This is a genomic window from Bacillus sp. FSL M7-0003, from assembly GCF_038628485.1.
Taxonomy (GTDB): Bacteria; Bacillota; Bacilli; order Bacillales; family Bacillaceae; genus Bacillus; species Bacillus safensis.
The window spans coordinates 1,131,238-1,150,854 of record NZ_CP152024.1; the positions used below are offsets into that span (position 1 = coordinate 1,131,238).

The 19,617-nt window shown below is 39.2% G+C and carries 21 protein-coding genes; 15 read left to right on the forward strand and 6 right to left on the reverse strand.

Annotated features, from left to right (window positions below; all coding sequences use genetic code 11):
* Positions 1 to 244 precede the first annotated feature (244 nt).
* From MHI23_RS05635 to spxA, 9 genes are all read left to right on the forward strand, one after another.
* Positions 245 to 1,882, forward strand: a complete 1,638-nt coding sequence (locus tag MHI23_RS05635; protein ID WP_024426482.1) for a peptide ABC transporter substrate-binding protein — start codon at positions 245 to 247, stop codon at positions 1,880 to 1,882.
* A 116-nt stretch (positions 1,883 to 1,998) separates the two neighbouring features.
* Positions 1,999 to 2,943 carry an ABC transporter permease gene (locus MHI23_RS05640; RefSeq protein ID WP_024426481.1) on the forward strand — a complete coding sequence of 315 codons (945 nt, stop codon included), beginning with the start codon at positions 1,999 to 2,001 and terminating at the stop codon, positions 2,941 to 2,943.
* Positions 2,944 to 2,946: 3 nt separating this feature from the next.
* Entirely contained in the window at positions 2,947 to 3,864 is a 918-nt protein-coding gene (locus MHI23_RS05645; protein ID WP_024426480.1) for an ABC transporter permease, read from the forward strand.
* 3 nt (positions 3,865 to 3,867) lie between these two features.
* Positions 3,868 to 4,956 carry an ABC transporter ATP-binding protein gene (locus MHI23_RS05650; protein ID WP_099663154.1) on the forward strand — a complete coding sequence of 363 codons (1,089 nt, stop codon included), beginning with the start codon at positions 3,868 to 3,870 and terminating at the stop codon, positions 4,954 to 4,956.
* Between the two features lies 1 nt (position 4,957).
* Positions 4,958 to 5,878 carry an ATP-binding cassette domain-containing protein gene (locus tag MHI23_RS05655; protein ID WP_024425041.1) on the forward strand — a complete coding sequence of 307 codons (921 nt, stop codon included), beginning with the start codon at positions 4,958 to 4,960 and terminating at the stop codon, positions 5,876 to 5,878.
* A gap of 191 nt (positions 5,879 to 6,069) precedes the next feature.
* On the forward strand, positions 6,070 to 6,555 hold the full coding sequence (locus MHI23_RS05660; RefSeq protein WP_024426478.1) for a diadenosine tetraphosphate hydrolase: 486 nt from the start codon (positions 6,070 to 6,072) through the stop codon (positions 6,553 to 6,555).
* Positions 6,556 to 6,572: 17 nt separating this feature from the next.
* Positions 6,573 to 6,860, forward strand: a complete 288-nt coding sequence (locus tag MHI23_RS05665; protein ID WP_342492361.1) for a hypothetical protein — start codon at positions 6,573 to 6,575, stop codon at positions 6,858 to 6,860.
* Positions 6,861 to 6,997: 137 nt separating this feature from the next.
* Entirely contained in the window at positions 6,998 to 7,576 is a 579-nt protein-coding gene (locus MHI23_RS05670) for a GNAT family N-acetyltransferase (RefSeq protein WP_034282062.1), read from the forward strand.
* Between the two features lie 193 nt (positions 7,577 to 7,769).
* Positions 7,770 to 8,165, forward strand: coding sequence for a transcriptional regulator SpxA (gene spxA, locus MHI23_RS05675; protein ID WP_003211421.1), 396 nt, complete (start codon positions 7,770 to 7,772; stop codon positions 8,163 to 8,165).
* Positions 8,166 to 8,204: 39 nt separating this feature from the next.
* Here the strand turns inward: spxA and MHI23_RS05680 are convergent, their stop codons facing one another.
* Positions 8,205 to 8,870, reverse strand: a complete 666-nt coding sequence (locus MHI23_RS05680; protein ID WP_098676815.1) for a TerC family protein — start codon at positions 8,868 to 8,870, stop codon at positions 8,205 to 8,207.
* Positions 8,871 to 9,133: 263 nt separating this feature from the next.
* Here MHI23_RS05680 and mecA point away from each other — a divergent pair, with 263 nt between their 5' ends.
* The 4 genes from mecA to pepF all read left to right on the forward strand — a co-directional run bounded on the left by mecA (position 9,134) and on the right by pepF (position 14,770).
* Positions 9,134 to 9,799 carry an adaptor protein MecA gene (mecA, locus tag MHI23_RS05685; RefSeq protein WP_125586500.1) on the forward strand — a complete coding sequence of 222 codons (666 nt, stop codon included), beginning with the start codon at positions 9,134 to 9,136 and terminating at the stop codon, positions 9,797 to 9,799.
* An 87-nt stretch (positions 9,800 to 9,886) separates the two neighbouring features.
* On the forward strand, positions 9,887 to 11,407 hold the full coding sequence (cls, locus tag MHI23_RS05690) for a cardiolipin synthase (RefSeq protein ID WP_024426475.1): 1,521 nt from the start codon (positions 9,887 to 9,889) through the stop codon (positions 11,405 to 11,407).
* Positions 11,408 to 11,568: 161 nt separating this feature from the next.
* Positions 11,569 to 12,729: a competence protein CoiA family protein gene (locus tag MHI23_RS05695; RefSeq protein ID WP_197172773.1), complete on the forward strand. Its 1,161-nt coding sequence runs from the start codon at positions 11,569 to 11,571 to the stop codon at positions 12,727 to 12,729.
* Between the two features lie 214 nt (positions 12,730 to 12,943).
* Complete coding sequence (gene pepF, locus MHI23_RS05700) at positions 12,944 to 14,770, forward strand: oligoendopeptidase F (RefSeq protein ID WP_281733681.1); 1,827 nt, start codon at positions 12,944 to 12,946, stop codon at positions 14,768 to 14,770.
* 104 nt (positions 14,771 to 14,874) lie between these two features.
* On the opposite strand, the gene MHI23_RS05705 is transcribed toward pepF, so the two are convergent.
* The 5 genes from MHI23_RS05705 to MHI23_RS05725 all read right to left on the reverse strand — a co-directional run bounded on the left by MHI23_RS05705 (position 14,875) and on the right by MHI23_RS05725 (position 18,293).
* A complete protein-coding gene (locus tag MHI23_RS05705) occupies positions 14,875 to 15,048 on the reverse strand; it encodes a hypothetical protein (protein WP_024425034.1) in 174 nt (57 codons plus the stop codon).
* 295 nt (positions 15,049 to 15,343) lie between these two features.
* Positions 15,344 to 16,255, reverse strand: a complete 912-nt coding sequence (locus MHI23_RS05710) for a ClpXP adapter SpxH family protein (RefSeq protein WP_024425033.1) — start codon at positions 16,253 to 16,255, stop codon at positions 15,344 to 15,346.
* A complete protein-coding gene (locus tag MHI23_RS05715; RefSeq protein ID WP_008355333.1) occupies positions 16,252 to 16,650 on the reverse strand; it encodes a thiol management oxidoreductase in 399 nt (132 codons plus the stop codon). Before MHI23_RS05715 ends, MHI23_RS05710 begins: the two co-directional genes overlap by 4 nt.
* Positions 16,651 to 16,925: 275 nt before the next feature.
* Entirely contained in the window at positions 16,926 to 17,693 is a 768-nt protein-coding gene (locus tag MHI23_RS05720; RefSeq protein ID WP_098676819.1) for a lytic transglycosylase domain-containing protein, read from the reverse strand.
* A 21-nt stretch (positions 17,694 to 17,714) separates the two neighbouring features.
* The gene (locus MHI23_RS05725) at positions 17,715 to 18,293 is read right to left on the reverse strand and encodes a CYTH domain-containing protein (protein ID WP_034621763.1); all 579 of its coding nucleotides are present in this window, start codon (positions 18,291 to 18,293) and stop codon (positions 17,715 to 17,717) included.
* A 237-nt stretch (positions 18,294 to 18,530) separates the two neighbouring features.
* Between MHI23_RS05725 and MHI23_RS05730 the strand changes: the two genes are divergently transcribed.
* Complete coding sequence (locus MHI23_RS05730) at positions 18,531 to 18,896, forward strand: hypothetical protein (protein ID WP_024425029.1); 366 nt, start codon at positions 18,531 to 18,533, stop codon at positions 18,894 to 18,896.
* Positions 18,897 to 18,929: 33 nt separating this feature from the next.
* Positions 18,930 to 19,559, forward strand: coding sequence for a GTP pyrophosphokinase family protein (locus MHI23_RS05735; RefSeq protein WP_024425028.1), 630 nt, complete (start codon positions 18,930 to 18,932; stop codon positions 19,557 to 19,559).
* The last annotated feature ends 58 nt before the right edge of the window (positions 19,560 to 19,617 follow it).

Genomic DNA, 19,617 nt, shown 5'->3' on the forward strand with positions numbered 1-19,617 from the left:
CCTCTTTATCCCCATTTACGTTTTTAAAAAATATATGAAATTGATATTGCAATAAATTATTCTATTCATTATAATGAATTTGTTCACACGTTTGTGCTAGGCTCTTTACATAGTGAAAATTCAGAAAAAACAAAAGAAATAGAAAGTGAGCTATTTAGGGACTTTTTTACGCTATTTCTTAAATCTGAATCTCATCTTCTATCGAGACCTTTGAACTAAAAACATATTATAAGGGGGAATACAGTTGAAAAAGCGTTGGTCTGTTGTTACTTTAATGCTTATTTTCACACTTGTATTAAGCGCTTGTGGTTTCAGCGGAAACAAATCAGGCGACAGCACGAGCAGTTCTGGAGAGGCTAAAACAACATTAAATGTGAATATCTCCACTGAGCCTTTTTCTCTACATCCGGGATTGGCAAATGATTCAACTTCAGGTAGTGTCATCCGTCAGACTTTTGAGGGATTAACAAGAATTAACGCTGAAGGAAAGCCAGAAAATGCAATGGCTTCTGATATCAAAACAAGTGCTGATGGTAAAACTTATACATTCACACTTCGTGATGCAAAATGGTCTAATGGTGACCCTGTAAAAGCAGAAGATTTTGAATATGCTTGGAAATGGGCATTAGATCCTAAAAATGAATCTCAATATGCTTACCAGCTTTACTATATTAAAGGTGCTGAAGCAGCAAACAAAGGGAAAGCGAAAGTTGCTGATGTTGGCATTAAAGCTAAAGACGACAAAACGCTTGTAGTTGAGCTAGAGAACCCAACACCGTTCTTTACTGAACTAACTGCATTCTATACTTATATGCCAGTCAACAAAAAAGTGGCTGAAAAGAATAAAAACTGGTACACAAATGCTGGTGAAAACTACGTATCTAACGGACCATTCGTTCTTTCTAAATGGAAACATGGCGGTTCTATCACGCTTGAAAAGAACAATGAATACTGGGATAAAGATACTGTGAAATTGAAAAAGATCAACATGTCTATGATCAAAGATACAAACACTGAGCTTAGCATGTTCCAAAAAGGGGAGCTTGACTGGGCTGGTTCTCCAACTGGAAACCTTCCAACTGAGTCTCTACAAAAATTGAAAAAAGATGGCAATCTAAACATCCAAACGATCGCAGGTGTTTATAACTATAAATTCAACACTGAAGTAAAACCTTTAAACAATGTAAACATCCGTAAGGCACTTGCATACTCAATTAACCGTCAAGCGATCGTTGACAAAATTACGCAAGGTGAACAAGTTCCTGCCATGGCAATCGTTCCTCCAACAATGGAAGGTTTCGAGGGCAACAAAACTGGCTACTTCAAAGATCATGATGTAACAGCAGCAAAAGAGTTTCTTGAAAAAGGTGTAAAAGAATTAGGCTATAAGTCAGTTTCTGATCTTCCAACATTGAAATTGTCTTACAACACAGATGAAGCCCACCAAAAGATTGCACAAGCAATTCAAGAAATGTGGAAGAAAGACTTAGGATTAAAAGTAGAACTTGATAACTCTGAGTGGAACGTTTATATCGATAAACTTCATAGTGGTGATTATCAAATTGGACGTATGGGCTGGTTAGGTGACTTCAACGATCCAGTGAACTTCCTTGAGCTTTACAAAGATAAAGAAGGTGGAAACAACGACACTGGATGGGAAAGCAAGGAATATAAACAATTGTTGAATGATTCTGCAAAAGAAACAGATAAAACAAAGCGTGAAGAAATGCTGAAAAAAGCAGAAGAAATTCTCATCAACGATATGCCTATAGCACCAATCTACTTCTATACTCAGCTTTGGGTACAAGATCCAAAACTAAAAGGTGTAGTTGTATCTGGTCTTGGTGATGCTCAATACAAATGGGCACATTTCGAAAAGTAATAGTTATAGTGTAAGAGATCTACGGCAAGGATCTTAAGGTATATGGAGGATGTCTCTCCATATACCTTTCTTGCTGATTAGAGAAATTGTTGTAAAATCATGGAGGTGCAATTCCGTTGCTTAAATATATCGGTAAGCGATTAATATATATTTTAATCACACTGTTTGTTATTGTAACTGCAACTTTCTTTCTCATGCAGGCAGCACCTGGTGGTCCATTCTCTGGAGAGAAGAAACTTCCTGCTGAAATTGAAGCAAACCTAAACGAGCACTACGGATTGGACAAGCCCTTATTTGTTCAATATGTAAGCTACCTAGGTTCAGTTGCAACATTAGATTTTGGTCCCTCATTTAAATATAAAGGACAAACTGTAAATGACTTAATCAGTTCTGGATTCCCCGTTTCCTTTACCCTCGGAATTGAGGCAATTCTCCTCGCATTAGCATTTGGTGTATTGTTTGGGGTCCTTGCAGCGCTCTATCATAACAAGTGGCAAGACTATACGATTGCCATTTTAACGATCTTTGGAATTTCAGTTCCAAGTTTTATTTTAGCGGCGCTACTACAATATGTATTTGCATCTGAGGCAAGTATTATAGCGATCTTCCCAGTTGCAGGATGGGAGTCTTGGGCAAGCACCGTACTACCTTCTATTGCACTTTCCTTCATGCCAATGGCATTTATCGCTAGACTTGCACGGTCAAGTATGCTTGAAGTACTAAATAGTGACTACATTAGAACGGCTAGAGCGAAAGGATTAACAAAATCTGCTGTGACGATCAAACACGCCATCCGAAACGCATTGTTACCTGTTATCACATACATGGGACCAATGGCTGCTTCAGTTTTAACAGGCAGTTTTGTCGTTGAGAAGATTTTTGGTATCCCTGGATTAGGCTCTCACTTTGTCACAAGCATTACAAACCGTGATTACACCGTCATCATGGGTGTTACAGTCTTCTACAGTATTATTCTATTAATCAGTATTCTAGTCGTTGACGTCCTCTACGGTATTATCGATCCTAGAATTAAACTGACGAAGGCGAAGAAAGGGGTCTAACACATGGAAGAGATGAGAAAAGATTTATTTGTGCCTGCGACAGCTGACGCAGCAGAATCTGAAAAAATTACTAAACCTAGTCTATCTTTATGGAAGGATGCCATGCTTCGCTTCCGTGCCAATAAACTTGCAATGGTTGGACTCACAATCATTTTTATTATTGTGATGCTGGCCATCCTAGTTCCGTGGTTTTCTAAGTATGATTATTCAACGACTGATTTGCTGAATGCGGACCAGCCGCCTTCAAAAGAGCACTGGTTCGGTACAGATGATTTAGGACGTGACATGTTTGTCCGTACATGGGTCGGGGCAAGAATTTCGATCTTCATCGGTCTTGCTGCAGCGGTCCTTGACGTGATCATCGGTATTATCTGGGGAAGTATTGCTGCGTTCAAGGGCGGCCGTACAGATGAAGTGATGATGCGTATCGCAGACGTTTTATGGGCAATTCCAACACTATTAATGGTTATCTTAATGATGGTTGTTCTGCCAAAAGGATTATTAACGATTATCCTCGCCATGACAGTCGTAGGCTGGATTAACATGGCACGTATTGTTCGGGGCCAGGTTTTACAATTAAAGAGTCAAGAATACGTTCTTGCAGCACAAACATTAGGTGCGAAAACATCTAGACTTTTATTTAAACACTTAATTCCTAACTCAATGGGACCAATTCTTGTGACGATGACATTAACGATTCCTTCTGCTATTTTCACGGAAGCATTCTTAAGTTACCTAGGGCTTGGTGTGCCTCAGCCATTAGCAAGTTGGGGAACGATGGCGTCTGACGGAATTCCAGCCATGACGTACTACCCTTGGAGATTATGGTTCCCAGCCGCATTTATCTGTATTACAATGTTTGGTTTTAACGTGGTTGGAGACGGACTAAGAGACGCTTTAGATCCGAAGTTGCGTAAATAAGGAGTGATTAGGATGGAACGTGAACGTATTCTAGAGGTGAAAGACCTTGCAATCTCATTTAAAACATATGGTGGAGAGGTTCAAGCCATTCGTGGTGTGAACTTCCACTTAAATAAAGGCGAGACACTTGCTATTGTAGGTGAATCTGGCTCTGGTAAAAGTGTAACATCACAAGCGATCATGAGATTAATTCCGATGCCGCCGGGTTATTTCAAGCGCGGACAGATCCTGTTTGATGGCCAAGATATTGTCAAGAAAACTGAGAAACAAATGCAAACCATTCGAGGAAAAGATATCTCAATGATCTTCCAAGATCCGATGACGTCTTTGAATCCAACGATGAAAGTCGGGAAACAAATTACAGAAGTGCTGTTCAAGCATGAACAAATTTCAAAAGAAGCGGCTGAAAAAAGAGCCATTGAACTATTGGAGCTCGTTGGAATTCCAATGCCTGAAAAAAGAATTAAACAATATCCGCACGAATTTAGTGGCGGGATGAGACAAAGGGTTGTCATCGCCATGGCGCTTGCAGCAGATCCAAAGCTGCTGATTGCCGATGAGCCGACGACTGCACTTGATGTAACAATTCAAGCACAAATTTTAGAATTAATGAAAGAAATTCAGAAAAAGGTTGACACTTCGATTATCTTTATTACGCATGATCTAGGTGTTGTTGCCAACGTCGCTGATCGTGTAGCTGTTATGTATGCAGGACAGATTGTGGAGACAGGGACTGTCGATGAAATTTTCTACAATCCTAAGCATCCGTATACATGGGGACTTTTAGCATCCATGCCGAGTCTTGACACAGATGGCGGAGATGAAGGAAAGCTGACTGCCATTCCAGGAACACCGCCAGATCTGACAAACCCGCCGAAAGGAGATGCATTTGCACTCCGCAGCGATTATGCAATGAAAATTGACTTTGAACAAGAACCACCAATGTTCAAAGTATCAGATACGCATTATGTGAAATCATGGCTACTTCATCCGAATGCACCTAAAGTTGAACCGCCTGCTTCTGTAAAGGCGAGAATGCGTGAACTAGAAGGTAGCTACGAAAAACCTGTATTAGTAAAAGAGGGTGAATAGCATGGCAGAAAAACTGTTAGAAATCAAAAATTTGAAACAGCATTTCCATACAGCAAGAGGAACTGTGAAAGCAGTTGATGGGGTTTCATTTGATATTTACAAGGGTGAAACGCTAGGTCTTGTAGGTGAGTCTGGTTGTGGTAAATCCACTACGGGCCGTTCGATCATTAGACTTTATGATGCGACAGATGGTGAAGTTCTTTATAAGGGCGAAAATGTACACGGGAAGAAATCAAGACAAAAAATGCTTGAGTTCAATCGTCAAATGCAGATGATCTTCCAAGATCCATATGCTTCACTCAACCCTAGAATGACAGTGCTTGATATCATTGCAGAGGGCATCGACATTCATGGCCTTGCAAAAACAAAACAGGCGCGTAAAGAGCGTGTGTACCAATTACTTGAAACTGTTGGCTTGAACAAAGAGCACGCGAACAGATACCCGCATGAATTCTCAGGCGGTCAAAGGCAGCGTATCGGAATTGCACGTGCATTAGCAGTAGAGCCGGATTTCATCATCGCCGATGAACCAATCTCTGCATTAGACGTGTCGATCCAAGCGCAGGTCGTCAATTTATTGAAAGAGCTTCAAGAGGAAAAAGGTTTAACGTACTTATTCATTGCCCATGACTTGTCCATGGTAAAATACATCAGCGATCGTATCGGCGTGATGTATTTCGGAAAATTGGTTGAGCTGGCACCAGCGAATGAATTATACGAAAACCCGCTTCATCCATATACAAAATCATTGCTGTCTGCGATTCCGCTTCCAGATCCTGATTATGAGCGTAACCGCAAACGAATCAAGTATGATCCATCTGTTCACAAAGGAACAAACACCGAGTTCCGTGAAGTGAAGCCAGGTCACTTTGTGAGCTGCACAGAGGAAGAATTCAAAGAGCTACAGGCGAAACAATCATAAGAAGGAAGAAGCACTGCTAAGTCAGTGCTTCTTTTTATTTGGGTCTGGTTTCATATATTAGAAAGTTAAAAAGAAATAACTCAATCACAGGTGAAGTGATATTAAGGAGTTTAATTCAAAATAAGGAAAAATATGATACGCTTAAGTAATGAAAATTCAAATTGTATACTATTTCGTTTGGGGGAGGACAATTGAAAAAAATAACATTATCAAATGGAGAAACAGTTGAAGTCGAGTGTCTTAGTTGTGCTTTAACGAATGGATTAGTTGTACCAGAAGGTGGTGTCGTTATTGAAACAGAGTATTTTCACGCCCATCAAGATGTCGCTTATCCAATCAGAGGGCTAATAATTTTAGCTTCAAAAAGACACATCAAATGTTTAGATGATTTAACTAATTCGGAAAGATTAGACTACATAGAGGTTTTAGCAAAGATAAGAAAAGCACAAAGAACCGCTTTAGGGATAGAACATGTCTATTATTTTTACAACGAAGATACAACCCATCATTTTCATACTTGGATGGTACCAAGATATGAATGGATGTATAACTTCGGTCGTTCAGTTGAATCAGTCCGACCAGTATTACTTCACGCTAGAAATGAAATGAACACTAAAGAAAATATGTTAGAAGTTAAGGAAGCCATCAACATTCTGACCAAAGAATTAAACAAATAAAAGGAGGGAAAAATAGGATGTTGAGATGGAAAACCTTTCGTTATTCATTGCTTCATGTTCTCCTTGTATTCATGCTTTTTTCAACGTCTTTTTTCAGGAAACCAAACGGAGGAAAGTGGATGCTCGCGTTTATGGTGCTCATTGGGATTGTGTCTTTTTCGGTGGAATATTTGCTTAACCGAAAGACAAGCGGTCAGAAGAAAGAAGCACGGCGCGTAAAATATCTTTATTTCATCATGCTTCAAATTGCGATGACAATTATCCTGTTTGTCTGTATTCAACTCGTCATGAATCGTTCGTTATAAAACTTTTTTTGCGTTAATTGAAAAAAAGTGAAACTACTTTAGACTTTGCTGCGTCTTACTAGTACAGGCGTTTAAATAGCAGGAAATCGGGAATATCTAAGGAAGTGGTTCTTAACTATAGCATAAGGAGCAAATCCATGAATTGGTATGAAAAGCTCAGTGAATACTTCCCGATAGAAGAAATGAAGTCAAAAGAGCATATGGAAGCTTTATTAAAGGAAAGAAGTGATATTTATCATAAGGAGGAAGGACCTCATCATGTGATGATGTACGCCGAATTTGATTCTTTCATCTTTATTGATTATTTATTTGTTTCCAAAGATGCAAGAGGTGAAGGCCTCGGGTCAAAGCTTATTCATAAGCTGAAGGAAAAAAAGAAACCGATCTTGCTTGAGGTCGAGCCTGTAGATGAAGATGATGCAGATACTGCAAAACGCCTAAAGTTTTACCAAAGAGAGCACTTCAAGCATGCAGAATCAATCGGTTATAAACGCAGGTCACTTGCAACAAATGAAGTGAACCGCATGGAAATTCTTTATTGGTCGCCTCTTACAAATCATGAGGAAGAGATCATGGAAGCCATGAGGAAGACCTATGAACGAATCCATACGTATAAAGATGAAGAATGGTATGGACAATCGTATGAGGATGTTGATGATGTATTGAAGATCATTGAAAATAGAAAACAAAAAAATATTTTCGATCATCTCGAGTAAATGAGAATGTTCTGACATCCAGCAGAACGACAAAATGAATGAAATTGTCTAGTTTTTGTCACAAAAATTGCAAGAAAATCTGTTCACACTTACTTTTTTATAGTATAATCACTATAAAGATTACTTATTTAGAACAATTTTAATTTAAGAATACAGATCAATATTCATTCTACAAATTGAGGAGTGAAGATTTATGGTAACATTATACACATCACCAAGCTGTACATCATGTAGAAAAGCAAGAGCGTGGTTAGAAGAGCACAATATCCCATATCAAGAGAGAAACATTTTTTCTGAGCCTCTTTCAATCGATGAAATCAAAGAAATTCTTCGAATGACAGAAGACGGTACAGACGAAATTATCTCAACACGTTCAAAAGTATTCCAAAAACTAAATGTCAATGTTGAGACAATGCCGCTTCAACAATTGTATAAACTAATCAATGAGCATCCAGGTCTTTTGCGTCGTCCAATTATCTTGGATGAAAAAAGATTACAAGTTGGGTACAATGAAGATGAAATTAGACGTTTCTTACCAAGAACGGTTCGTACATTCCAACTAAGAGAAGCTCAGCGACTTGCTAACTAATAAAAACGCGAAAAGCTGCCGATCATTTGGCAGCTTTTTTTATTTGTTTTCAGCCGTTTGTTCGTAAAAGAGGCTGGCTAATATGACCACTATGACGGTTAAAAACGGAAGCATCAATTCAAGCGTGGCATGCTGTGCCATAAATTCAGTCAATTTCACATCACGCACAATCATTTCACCGCCAGTATAGGCCAAAAGCGCACTTCCTCCGTATAAAAGAAACGGAAATTTAGTTAAAGCTGCATGAATCAGTTTGCTTCCCCAAATAATAATCGGTACGGAAATCATGAGGCCAAACGCGGTCAGAAGCATGTTCCCTTTTGCTGCACCTGCAACTGCGATGACATTATCAAGTGACATAAAGAGGTCGGCAATCACAATGGTTTGAACTGCACGCCAAAGGGAGCCGCTGCTCTTAATCCGAATGGATTCCTTCTTTTGTTCAATTAACAGATTGTATCCTATATAAAGGAGAAAAAGACCGCCAATAAACTGCAAATAAGGGATAGTCAATAAATAAACTGCGGCACCAGTCATTGTAATTCTCATCAGAACGGCCAAAAGAGTGCCGATCCAAATGGCTTTATTGCGTTTGTCATGTGATAAACTTCGACTGGCCATCGCAATGATGAGTGCATTATCTCCGCCTAAAATCAGGTCTATGCCAATAATCATCAGTAAGGATACGATCCACTCTGTTTCCATCCATTTCACCTCTTGTCCTAATAAAGCTCGTACAACCAATATATGAGGACAATTCAAATATATGTTTCTGCAAGTTTTCTCTGCAAAAAATGCGTTTTTATTTCTTTTATTCATGTTTTATCATAAAATAGACAGTACGAAGCAATACCTCAATTCTTTAAACGGTTAACATGTAGACGGAACGGGTAAAGTGTAGTAAAGTACTATTAATTGGGAGCTTGTATGTCCCTTCAACATCTTATATAGAAGGGAAGGTTGGCAAAATGGAAATCGAAAGAATAAATGAACATACAGTAAAATTTTATATTTCCTACGGTGATATTGAAGATCGCGGATTTGACCGTGAAGAAATTTGGTATAATCGTGAGCGCAGTGAAGAGCTGTTTTGGGAAGTAATGGACGAAGTGCACGAAGAAGAAGAATTTGCAGTAGAGGGGCCGCTTTGGATTCAAGTACAGGCACTTGATAAAGGTCTTGAAATTGTCGTGACAAAAGCCCAACTTTCTAAAGATGGACAAAAGCTCGAATTGCCGATTCCAGAAGATAAAAAAGATCAAACAGATGAAGAAAGCTTAGACGCACTGCTTGATGATTTTCATAAAGAAGAGCAAGATCAAGAAGACCATAATGAGAAGGACAAAAAACTTCAACTTCAATTCGTGTTGAAAATGGATGACTTTGAAGATTTGATTGCACTTTCTCAATTAAATATTCAGGATTTTACCACAAGTTTATATTCGTTTGAAAACCGTTATTATCTATATGTTGACTTCCACGAGGATTTGTCAGATGAGCAAGTGGAGAATAAGCTCAGCATTTTGCTTGAATATGCTCATGAATCAGTGGTCAGCATCTACAGACTGAAAGAATACGGTCAGCTGATTATCGAAGGGAATGCCCTTGAAACGATTCAACAGCACTTCTCGTAACTCACAAAAAGTCGATTTCTATAGAGGAATCGGCTTTTTTATCTGAATGAATAGGTAAATAAAGAGATCGGCAAGGAGAAAAATGAAATGAGAAATGTAGTCAAAGTTCTATTTTTTCTAATCATTACGATAGGTGCTTATTTAATCATCCAATTGATTGTCGGTGATTTAGCGGTAAGTGTATTAAGTTCTGTCAGTGTTCTATTTACTTTATCGATTATTTTCATCGGATTTGTTATTTTCTTGGAGAACCGGAATCCGTCTCAAACGATTACATGGCTTGTCCTGCTTGGCAGCTTTCCGTTATTCGGCTTTTTGTTCTACATTTTCTTTGGACGCAATATTAAAAAGCGCCGGCTGTTTGAAAAGAAGGCGGTATTGGACGAGAAGTTAATCCAGGAAGATGAAAGTATCCATAGAGAAGCAATTGAAAAAATGACGCATATGGGTGATCATCAGCAGCTCTTATTTAAGCTGGCCCACAGACTTGGACATACTCCTATTACATATCGCACGTCCTCTAAAGTCTTAACCAATGGTGAAGAAACATTCTCTCATATTTTTGAAGAGATTAAAAAAGCAACACACCACATTCATTTAGAATATTACATTCTCCGCCACGATGACCTTGGCCAAGAATTAAAGGACATTCTCATTGAAAAAGCGAAAAATGGTGTGATTGTCCGCTTTTTATATGACGATGTAGGAAGCTTAAATCTCTCCCGTCAATATATTGCTGACCTAGAAAAGGCTGGCGTTCAGATCGTTCCGTTTTTACCAGTAAGGCTCCCCCTTTTAAATAATAAAATCAACTTCCGAAATCATAGAAAAATTGTCGTAATTGATGGGGAAGTGGGATTTGTCGGCGGGCTTAACATTGGAGACGAATACATGGGCAGAAGCAGACAATATGGATTCTGGCGTGATACTCATTTGATGATTAAGGGCGAAGCTGTTCGTGACCTCCAGCAGATTTTCATGCAGGATTGGTATTATATGACGAATGAAAGATGCTCTGGTGTGGACTATTTCAAAGATTTCAGCCACCTTGAGAGTACAACAGAAGGCGTACAAATGATTGCTGGCGGGCCTGACAAGCAGTGGGAGGTCATTAAAAATCTCTTTTTCTCCATGATCATCTCCGCCAAAAAGTCCATCTGGATCGCTTCACCGTATTTTGTGCCGGATGATGATATTTTGTCCGCATTGAAAATTGCCGCATTGAGCGGAGTAGATGTACGGATTATTGCTCCAAAGAATCCAGATAAACGGATTGTTTTCCATGCGTCTCGTTCATACTTCCCGGAGCTTCTTGACGCAGGGGCAAAGGTGTACGAGTATGATCAAGGCTTTATGCATAGTAAATTTATTATTGTGGATAGCGAGCTGGCTTCGATAGGAACGGCAAACATGGATATGAGAAGCTTTCATTTGAACTTTGAAGTGAATGCCTTCCTCTATAAAACAAAAAGCACCGAGAAGCTCGTCAACGATTTCTTAGGTGATTTAGAGCAGTCACATGAAATTGTTCCAGAAGAGTTTGCAAAGAGACCTTTGGGGGTCAGACTGTTTGAATCAACAGCAAGATTATTATCACCACTTTTATAAAGATTGTATTTTCCCCCTTTTCTATAAGGGGGATTTTTGATTTTCCTGAAGAGATGATTATTAAAATCATCTTTTGACACGGTAAAAATTCATTTTGCCTTTTCGCTTCCTTATAACGAACAAGCTATAATACGGTCATCAAAGAGCGAGGGGCGAACTGAATGAATACAGCAATGATGGATAACGGTAAGCTTATCCGAATGACACATCATTTATCGAAAAGCCGTCTGGAGCATGTAAGAAAGACGTGCAAATTTTATTGTCCTGAGTGCAGGGAGGAGGTGCAATTAAAGCTAGGGGAGCATCGTGTCTATCATTTTGCGCATAAACAGCTGACAGCATGTCCGTTAGCCTCTGGCGAAACGGCTTATCATCAGGCGGGAAAGGAAGCTATTATGAATTGGCTGAAGGGGCTTGGACATAAACCGGCGCTGGAAAAGTATATGTCAAAGATTCATCAGCGTCCTGATGTGACCGTCTCTATAGGAAATGAAACTTATGCCATTGAATTTCAATGTGCAAATATTTCCGGGCAAGAGCTTCGCAGAAGAACAGCAGGTCTCCGCGAGGCAGGGCTCTTTCCCATATGGATGATAGGGGCAAATCGTTTAAACCGAAAATCTGCCCAGCTTTTTTCTTTCTCCTCCATTCATTGGGGAATTTTAAGGGAATCAGAGGAAAGGCGGTTGATTTTTTTCTGCCCGATCCAGAATAGGTTCATCCATCTTGATCAATTCCTTGTTTTTCAATCAACGAAAATATGTGCGGCAATGACTGTCAGACCACCTTCAGCATACCGCGAAATTCCGGCATTTCTATCTCCGCCTTCAAGCAAGCGTCAAGTAAACCAACAATGGATTAAATGTATACAGCAATTTAGGCAGCGCCCTCCTCGCATTTTATCAAATGAAAGCAAACGTTTGAGAGATATTTTTTATGAGCATCATCAAACAGCATTCCCTTTTTTGCCAACTGAATTATTTATTCCAGTGCAAGAAGCGTATATTTTTACAAGTCCCGTGTATGTTTGGCAGGGGTGTCTCTATGATTGGATGATGAGGAAAAAAGGAAGCGGAAGAGTGACAATTCAGCAGCTAATGATGGAAATCAATCGATGTGTGCAAATGAAAGAAGTGAAACTCCGATATGGCGATGTTTCAAGAGAAGAAATAAAAGAGGTGGTCACTGCATATGTAAATGCGCTTGTAAGACAAGGGTTTTTACGTATGACGAAAGAGGGTAATTATGAAGTATCGTCGAATCAAATGCCAATACGAACACTAGATGAAGTGTTAAAACGAGATGCTTTCTTATTTCATTAGCATGTTTCATAACCACTTTGATCATGATAAGAAAAAGGTGGTGCTGCTATTGAATCAAAAGAAACGCTTTTTTCTCATTTTTTTAGTCTGTTTGGTATTTATTTCTGCATATGATTTGACAAATATAGTTCAAAACAAAGAAGATAAATACAACACCAATTTCTTTCACTTTCCGAAAGGTTGGTTCAACACAACTCAAGCAAGGGGGATTCATATGACTTCACAAAACAAAAACAATCATCTACCAGACAGAAGCGAAGTAAAAGAAGAAAACAAATGGCGTCTTGAAGATATTTTTGAAAGCGTCGATGCATGGAACAAGGAATTCGAAGCGGTCAAAAAAGAAATTCCGAAGCTGGCTCAGTTTAAAGGCAAGCTGGCCCATTCTGCTGATGTCCTGTATGAAGCCCTAACCTTTCAGGATCAACTTTCTGAAAAGCTTGGCAAGCTTTATACATATGCGCACATGAAATACGATGAAGATACAACGAACTCATCATTTCAGGCGTTAAATGATAAGGCATCAAATCTTTTTACACAGCTGTCTAGTACATCTGCTTATATTGTTCCAGAGATTTTATCGATTCAAGAAGATAAATTGCAGCAATTCATACTAGAAAAAGAAGAATTAAAACTGTACTCACATGCTCTCGAAGAAATTAATAAAGAGCGTCCACATATTTTAAGTGAGGAGCAAGAAGCTTTATTAGCTGAGGCCTCTGAACCACTTTCATCTTCATCTACTACTTTTAGTATGTTTAACAACGCCGACATTTCTTTTCCTTCTGTAAAGGATGAGAATGGGGAGGAAAAGAAGATTACCCACGGCAACTTTATCACATTTTTAAATAGTGATGATCGTGAAGTGAGAAAGAATGCCTTTAAAGCTGTGTATAAAACGTATGATCAGTATAAGAATACACTTGCTTCTACACTGAGCGGTTCAATTAAGAAGGATAATTTTTATGCAAAAGTACGAAATTACAAATCGGCAAGAGAAGCGGCATTATCACGAAACAGCATCCCGGAAGAAGTGTATGACAATCTAATTGATACAGTTCATCAATATTTACCGTTATTACACCGTTATATTGAATTACGTAAAAAGGTATTAAAGCTTGATGAAGTGCACAATTACGACTTGTACACACCACTTGTGAAAGATGCTGGCATGAAGCTCACCTACGATGAAGCAAAGGATTATATGCTGAAAGGGTTAGCCCCATTAGGAGAAGAATATGTGTCCGTGTTAAAAGAAGGACTCGAAAATCGCTGGGTAGACGTTTATGAGAATAAAGGGAAACGAAGCGGTGCTTATTCATCTGGGAGCTATGGTACAAATCCATATATCCTCATGAACTGGCAAAATAATATTGATAATTTGTTTACACTGGCTCATGAATTTGGGCATTCTGTACACAGCTACTATACAAGAAAGCACCAGCCATATCCGTATGGAAACTATAGTATCTTTGTAGCTGAAGTGGCTTCCACTACAAATGAAGCGTTACTAGGTGAATACCTGCTTAATCATTTAGACGATAAAAAACAGCGTTTGTATGTATTAAACCACTTGTTAGAAGGATTTAGAGGAACGGTATTTAGACAAACGATGTTTGCTGAGTTTGAGCATCTTATTCATGTGAAAGCACAAGAAGGAGAGGCTTTAACGCCAGAATTTATGACGAACCTTTATTATGACCTGAACAAGAAGTACTTTGGTGACGGTATGGTGGTTGATAAGGAAATCGGATTAGAGTGGACGAGAATCCCTCATTTCTATTACAACTATTATGTGTATCAATACGCGACAGGCTATAGTGCGGCGCAGGCATTAAGCAAGCAAATATTACAAGAAGGAAAACCAGCGGTAGAGCGCTACACCGATTTCCTTAAAGCGGGAAGCTCTGATTATCCAATCAATGTGCTGAAAAAGGCAGGGGTTGATATGGCTTCTAAAGAACCAATCGAAGCAGCATGTCAATTGTTCGAAGAAAAACTAAAAGAAATGGAAGAGCTCATCTCCAAAACAGGTGAGTAATGAAAAGACTTCTGTCAGACGTGTGAGTGCTATCTCATCTTTTGACAGGAGTTTTTTTCTCATAAAAAAAGACCTCTTCAGATGTCGAGGCCGTTCCATGTCAATCATCCTTTAAAACCTCTAAAGGTCTTACGGTGATTCATTCGATAAAGCGTAAAAAGAATCGAAGCAAATAAGAGTGGAGACGTCAAATAAAGAGGAAGCATCTTCATTAAGCCTAATATATTTAAAAAGAAACATAAGCCAATGGCAACAAGTCCAATAGTTGTGCTGCGCATGCAGATCCCCCCATTTTTTTGTTACTTTTACTATATGAAAGTGACAACCCTCTTATGTTTTGTGACAAAAATATGAACATATAGTATATCTGTTGTCATAAGTCGACAAAATTTGATATACTACAGATGTGAAATTAATCACATACAAACATTACCCCTTTGTTTGACCGTGAAAAATTTCTCCCATCCCCTTTGTTGTCGTTAAGACATAGTGAAACCGCGCTTATCCCGGCGCGGTTTCTTCGTATTTATAAACAGAACACATGTTCCTGGTGAAGGTAAAGAAAAACATGGGTCAGCACCCATGTTCATTTTCACAGCGATAGACATCAAGATCTGTATGGTGGTCATTCTCTTTATAGCGCCAAAACATTTCTTGCTGCACTTGTACACGTTCTACCTTTTGAGCGAAAGCCAGCTTCTTCATTTCTCGTTCAACTTCTTCAAGCGTCAGGTCATAGACAACGGCTATTTCTTTTGCGGAAGCAAATTGAAAGTAAGCAATAAACCATTCAATTGGAGGCCGTTCTGATGGTGTTGGTTTTTCACCAATCATTTCAAAAAGGATTTCCTCGTATATATCATAAGAGTAGGCACCTGAAATTTTTAATCCTTCATCTCCATTTACGGTATTAAAAAAGGCGAAGGTCGGAAGCTCAGATACGTCCATTTCAGCTGCAATTTTCATATCACATTGCAGGGCTTTCACAGCACTTTGAGAATGAATGTCCCGCTGGAATTCCTCGATGTCCAGACCAGCACTTTTTGCATTTTCTATCAGTACCTGCTCACTTGTGACATCTTGCTGATGGCAAAAAAGTGATTCTTGAATAAGACGCAAAAATTTCATTCCGCATTTTCTGCCTTGAAGCTCCGCTGCTTTTAGTGCGAGTGAGGCGAGGTAGGGTGATGTCACAATTTGTTCAGACAGCATTTGTTCTTTTTTGGTCTGCGTTTTAGTGGCAAATTTCCCCCATGCTTCAGTCAGTAAATGTTTCTTTCTTTTCCGATTCAAAGCATTAATACTAGAACTTGTTACCGTTCGTAAAGTGAAAAAACGGCCATATTTCATTTTCAACTTTTTAATGGATGGCTCTAATAACCAGCAGTCTGGGCTTAGAGGATCAATGAATACATAGATTTCAATCGGCTTTTGAGGATGTCCGTGACAGTGTGAGAAATATTGATCGTGCGTATTGCAGCTCAAGATCGTCCATCCTTTTCAGGTGTTTGGTTGACCATATGACGAGCCGTCAGAGAAAGCCGTTCAAATAAAAAGTCACGAATATCGCCGGTTAATCCTACTTGATCCATTGCATCCTCCATGCATTCAAGCCATGCGTCAGCCCGCTCCTCAGTAATCGGAAAAGGGAGATGTCTCGCCCGCAGCATTGGGTGGCCATGCTCTTCTGTATAAAGCGGTGGTCCGCCTAAATATTGCGTTAAAAACTGTTTTTGTTTTCTTGCTGTTTCTTTTAAGTCATCCGGGAAAATAGGATGAAGCAAAGGATGACACTTTACATTTTCATAAAAAGTATCAACAAGTTGCGATAGAAGTTCCTCTCCAACCGCTTCGTAAGGTGCGTTAAACGATTGTACCATGTTGACTACTCCTTTTACTCGTAGTTAATAGGATGACTCACCCTATTGCGCATTTCATTTATTTCAAAAGTGATATTCAGTTTGTTCTATTTTATTGTTTCTATTCTTGTACTTATTTTAACAACCTCATCTCAATTCCACAAACAAACCGCTTTGGTCTGCTCGAAATAAAGAGAGAATCGGATTCTGTGATCAATTGACCATATCATAACACATTCAGTCAAAAAAGGGGGAAAAGCGACATACAAAAAACCGAAGAGGTTATTCTCTTCGGTTTAAGCGAAATATTGAGCTGTGATTTTCTTTACATAATTTTGTGTTTCTTTAAATGGAGGAATGCCTCCGTATTTATCAACATTTCCTGAACCTGCATTATAGGCCGCTAAGGCGAGTGAGATATTTCCGTTATATTTATGGAGCATTTGTTTTAAATACTTCGTTCCGCCTTCAATGTTTTGGGCGGCATCAAAGGCATTGTTGACGCCAAGTGATTTAGCCGTAGATGGCATGAGCTGCATGAGTCCAAGCGCTCCTGCATGGCTGACAGCATTTGTGCGGTAGCCGGATTCCTGCTTGATGACCGCGTGAATCAGCTTTTCGGGAACGCCATGCTTTTGAGCCATTTGTGACACGATTTGATTAATCTCTTTTGATGATGAGCCGCTTGAGACTGCCTTTTGAAGCGGCGGTGTGTAGCTGTTGTTTAAGACATTTCCAATGCCATTCGCTGTATTTAATTGATTGTCATTTGCGTACAAAGATTGGGCCTGAAGCTGCTCACTGCCGGAAATGGCAGATAAATATGGATTTGTACGCGCATATTGCGTGTTCGGAGCCGTTGATGGGTCCGTGCCCATAAAAGCAGAGATGGAAAGCGGGAGACGTGATAATTCTGATCCGCCTAAAAAATCTTGCAGCAGCGACTGAAATGAAGCTTGGGCATTCGATTCTTGACCTGCAGACATTGGCGTTTGTGCTGGATCTGTCTGTAACGTTTTAAGCGCTTGAAGCTGCATAAAGGATTGAAGTTGATTGACGTTCATCATGTTCCTCCTTCAAGGAATTCATCTATTCTGTGTTTTCATTTTTTCTTCATAAAAACGAACGACTTTGTTTTTCGTGTTTCGTACTGGAATATGAAATTTGCGGAGCAATGCGGAGAAAGCGGCTTGTCCGATTTCCAGGTCGCTCACTTCAAATTCAAGTTCATAGTCCTCTACTGTTAAATATCGGCTGTGATCCAAAACAATTAAGCCTTCTTGGATCATTTTTTCTGCTCTTGACGTTTCAAGTGAACCAAAGTACACAATTTGATCCTTTTGAATGTTCAGGTGGTCTAATCTTTCCGCAACTTCACCATCTGGCAGCTCAAAATCGTCAAGTTGAGATGGGGGAGCGATCGTTTGGTGGGTTTCGAGCAAGCCTATTTCGTGAGGTTCCTTTAATGTGAGCACCCATTGACCGTTTTTTTCTCTCATTCTTAATGCAGCCAATTGAGATTTTATATTAAATTGAGGTGTATCAAAATAATAGTTGGTTTGCGTGTGGAAATCCGCATCCTTCAATTGAAAATGCTGTTTCAGCTGTTCAAATTCTTCTTTCATTAATAATTGCTTTAGTTCGATTTCAATTTCCTGTGCCATTTTGACATCAACCTTTCATTAGAGGAAATATGATTATTGTACATGAAGTGTGTTCACCATGTAAAAGACTGTTTTTTTCTCTCTATTTTCAATTTAGGTATGGACCAAAATGAATGAAGAATCTTGGGAAAGGGTCATTTAAAAGAGAAAAACAGGATTTTCTCAAAAAGTTCGGTTTATCAATATTGAACTTGATATGATAAAATAAAGCTGTACTTTGTTGTAAAGGAGATCATGATGCAAAACAGAATTGAAATCACAGAAGCAACTTTAAAAGAAGACAGGCTGATTTTGACAATCCAGTCAGAAGAGCAAATTCAAAAAGCAAAAGCATCAGGACAAATGCTTGTTGATTCTGATCACTTTGCGTTCGTTTACATACTTGAAACCGAGGAGTCCTTTTCGTATCTTATTTTAGGGGAACATACATGGGCTCCATTAAAAGAAGCAATGAATCGTGACATCCCTGTCTATTTGGCATCGGATGAATATTCGCTGGAACTCATTCAGCTTCAACAGGAATTACATTATTTAATCGACAATATTAAAGACAATGCCAATTACGGAGATATGGAAGAGAAAGTGAAAAGCACATTCCTCTGAAATAATTAGGTATATGGAATTGGGGGAAGTTTCATGGACAAAAAACAATGGGATCAATTCCTCGCACCGTATAAACAAGCAGTCGAAGAATTAAAAGTGAAACTAAAAGGCATTCGAAAGCTGTATGAATTCGAGGATGACCATTCACCAGTAGAATTTGTCACAGGCCGAGTGAAACCCGTTGCCAGCATATTAGAAAAGGCAAAGCGTAAAAACATCCCGATGCATGAGATTGAAACGATGCAGGATATTGCTGGGCTTCGCATTATGTGCCAGTTTGTAGAAGATATACAAGTCGTGAAAAAAATGCTCCAGTCACGTAAAGATTTTGTGGTTGTAGATAAACGCGACTATATTGCAGAACATAAAGAAAGCGGATACCGCTCTTACCACCTTGTTGTGTTATATCCGCTGCAAACCGTAAGTGGAGAGAAACAGCTCCTCGTCGAAATCCAAATTCGTACGCTTGCGATGAACTTTTGGGCGACCATTGAGCATTCTCTGAATTATAAATATAGCGGGAATATCCCGGAGAAGGTCAAGCTGCGCCTTCAAAGAGCATCTGAGGCAGCATCTCGTCTCGATGAAGAAATGTCCGAAATCAGAGGGGAAATTCAAGAAGCACAAGTAGCATTTTCCCGGAAAAAGAAAAACGACAGCTGAGCCAGTTTGATCAAATATGATGCTGCCCTCTCATAGCAGCAAGGTGAAAAAGGAGAAG

What these genes read in the sequence shown, in the direction of transcription:
- MHI23_RS05715 (WP_008355333.1), bottom strand. Translation starts at nt 16,650, where the DNA reads ATGGTACAATCGTTTAACGCACCTTACGAAGCGGTTGGAGAGGAACTT.
- pepF (WP_281733681.1), top strand. Translation starts at nt 12,944, where the DNA reads ATGACTTCACAAAACAAAAACAATCATCTACCAGACAGAAGCGAAGTA.
- MHI23_RS05735 (WP_024425028.1), top strand. Translation starts at nt 18,930, where the DNA reads ATGGACAAAAAACAATGGGATCAATTCCTCGCACCGTATAAACAAGCA.
- cls (WP_024426475.1), top strand. Translation starts at nt 9,887, where the DNA reads ATGAGAAATGTAGTCAAAGTTCTATTTTTTCTAATCATTACGATAGGT.
- mecA (WP_125586500.1), top strand. Translation starts at nt 9,134, where the DNA reads ATGGAAATCGAAAGAATAAATGAACATACAGTAAAATTTTATATTTCC.
- MHI23_RS05720 (WP_098676819.1), bottom strand. Translation starts at nt 17,693, where the DNA reads ATGAACGTCAATCAACTTCAATCCTTTATGCAGCTTCAAGCGCTTAAA.
- MHI23_RS05670 (WP_034282062.1), top strand. Translation starts at nt 6,998, where the DNA reads ATGAATTGGTATGAAAAGCTCAGTGAATACTTCCCGATAGAAGAAATG.
- MHI23_RS05655 (WP_024425041.1), top strand. Translation starts at nt 4,958, where the DNA reads ATGGCAGAAAAACTGTTAGAAATCAAAAATTTGAAACAGCATTTCCAT.
- MHI23_RS05665 (WP_342492361.1), top strand. Translation starts at nt 6,573, where the DNA reads ATGTTGAGATGGAAAACCTTTCGTTATTCATTGCTTCATGTTCTCCTT.
- MHI23_RS05645 (WP_024426480.1), top strand. Translation starts at nt 2,947, where the DNA reads ATGGAAGAGATGAGAAAAGATTTATTTGTGCCTGCGACAGCTGACGCA.
- MHI23_RS05680 (WP_098676815.1), bottom strand. Translation starts at nt 8,870, where the DNA reads ATGGAAACAGAGTGGATCGTATCCTTACTGATGATTATTGGCATAGAC.
- MHI23_RS05695 (WP_197172773.1), top strand. Translation starts at nt 11,569, where the DNA reads ATGAATACAGCAATGATGGATAACGGTAAGCTTATCCGAATGACACAT.
- MHI23_RS05725 (WP_034621763.1), bottom strand. Translation starts at nt 18,293, where the DNA reads ATGGCACAGGAAATTGAAATCGAACTAAAGCAATTATTAATGAAAGAA.
- MHI23_RS05705 (WP_024425034.1), bottom strand. Translation starts at nt 15,048, where the DNA reads ATGCGCAGCACAACTATTGGACTTGTTGCCATTGGCTTATGTTTCTTT.
- spxA (WP_003211421.1), top strand. Translation starts at nt 7,770, where the DNA reads ATGGTAACATTATACACATCACCAAGCTGTACATCATGTAGAAAAGCA.
- MHI23_RS05730 (WP_024425029.1), top strand. Translation starts at nt 18,531, where the DNA reads ATGCAAAACAGAATTGAAATCACAGAAGCAACTTTAAAAGAAGACAGG.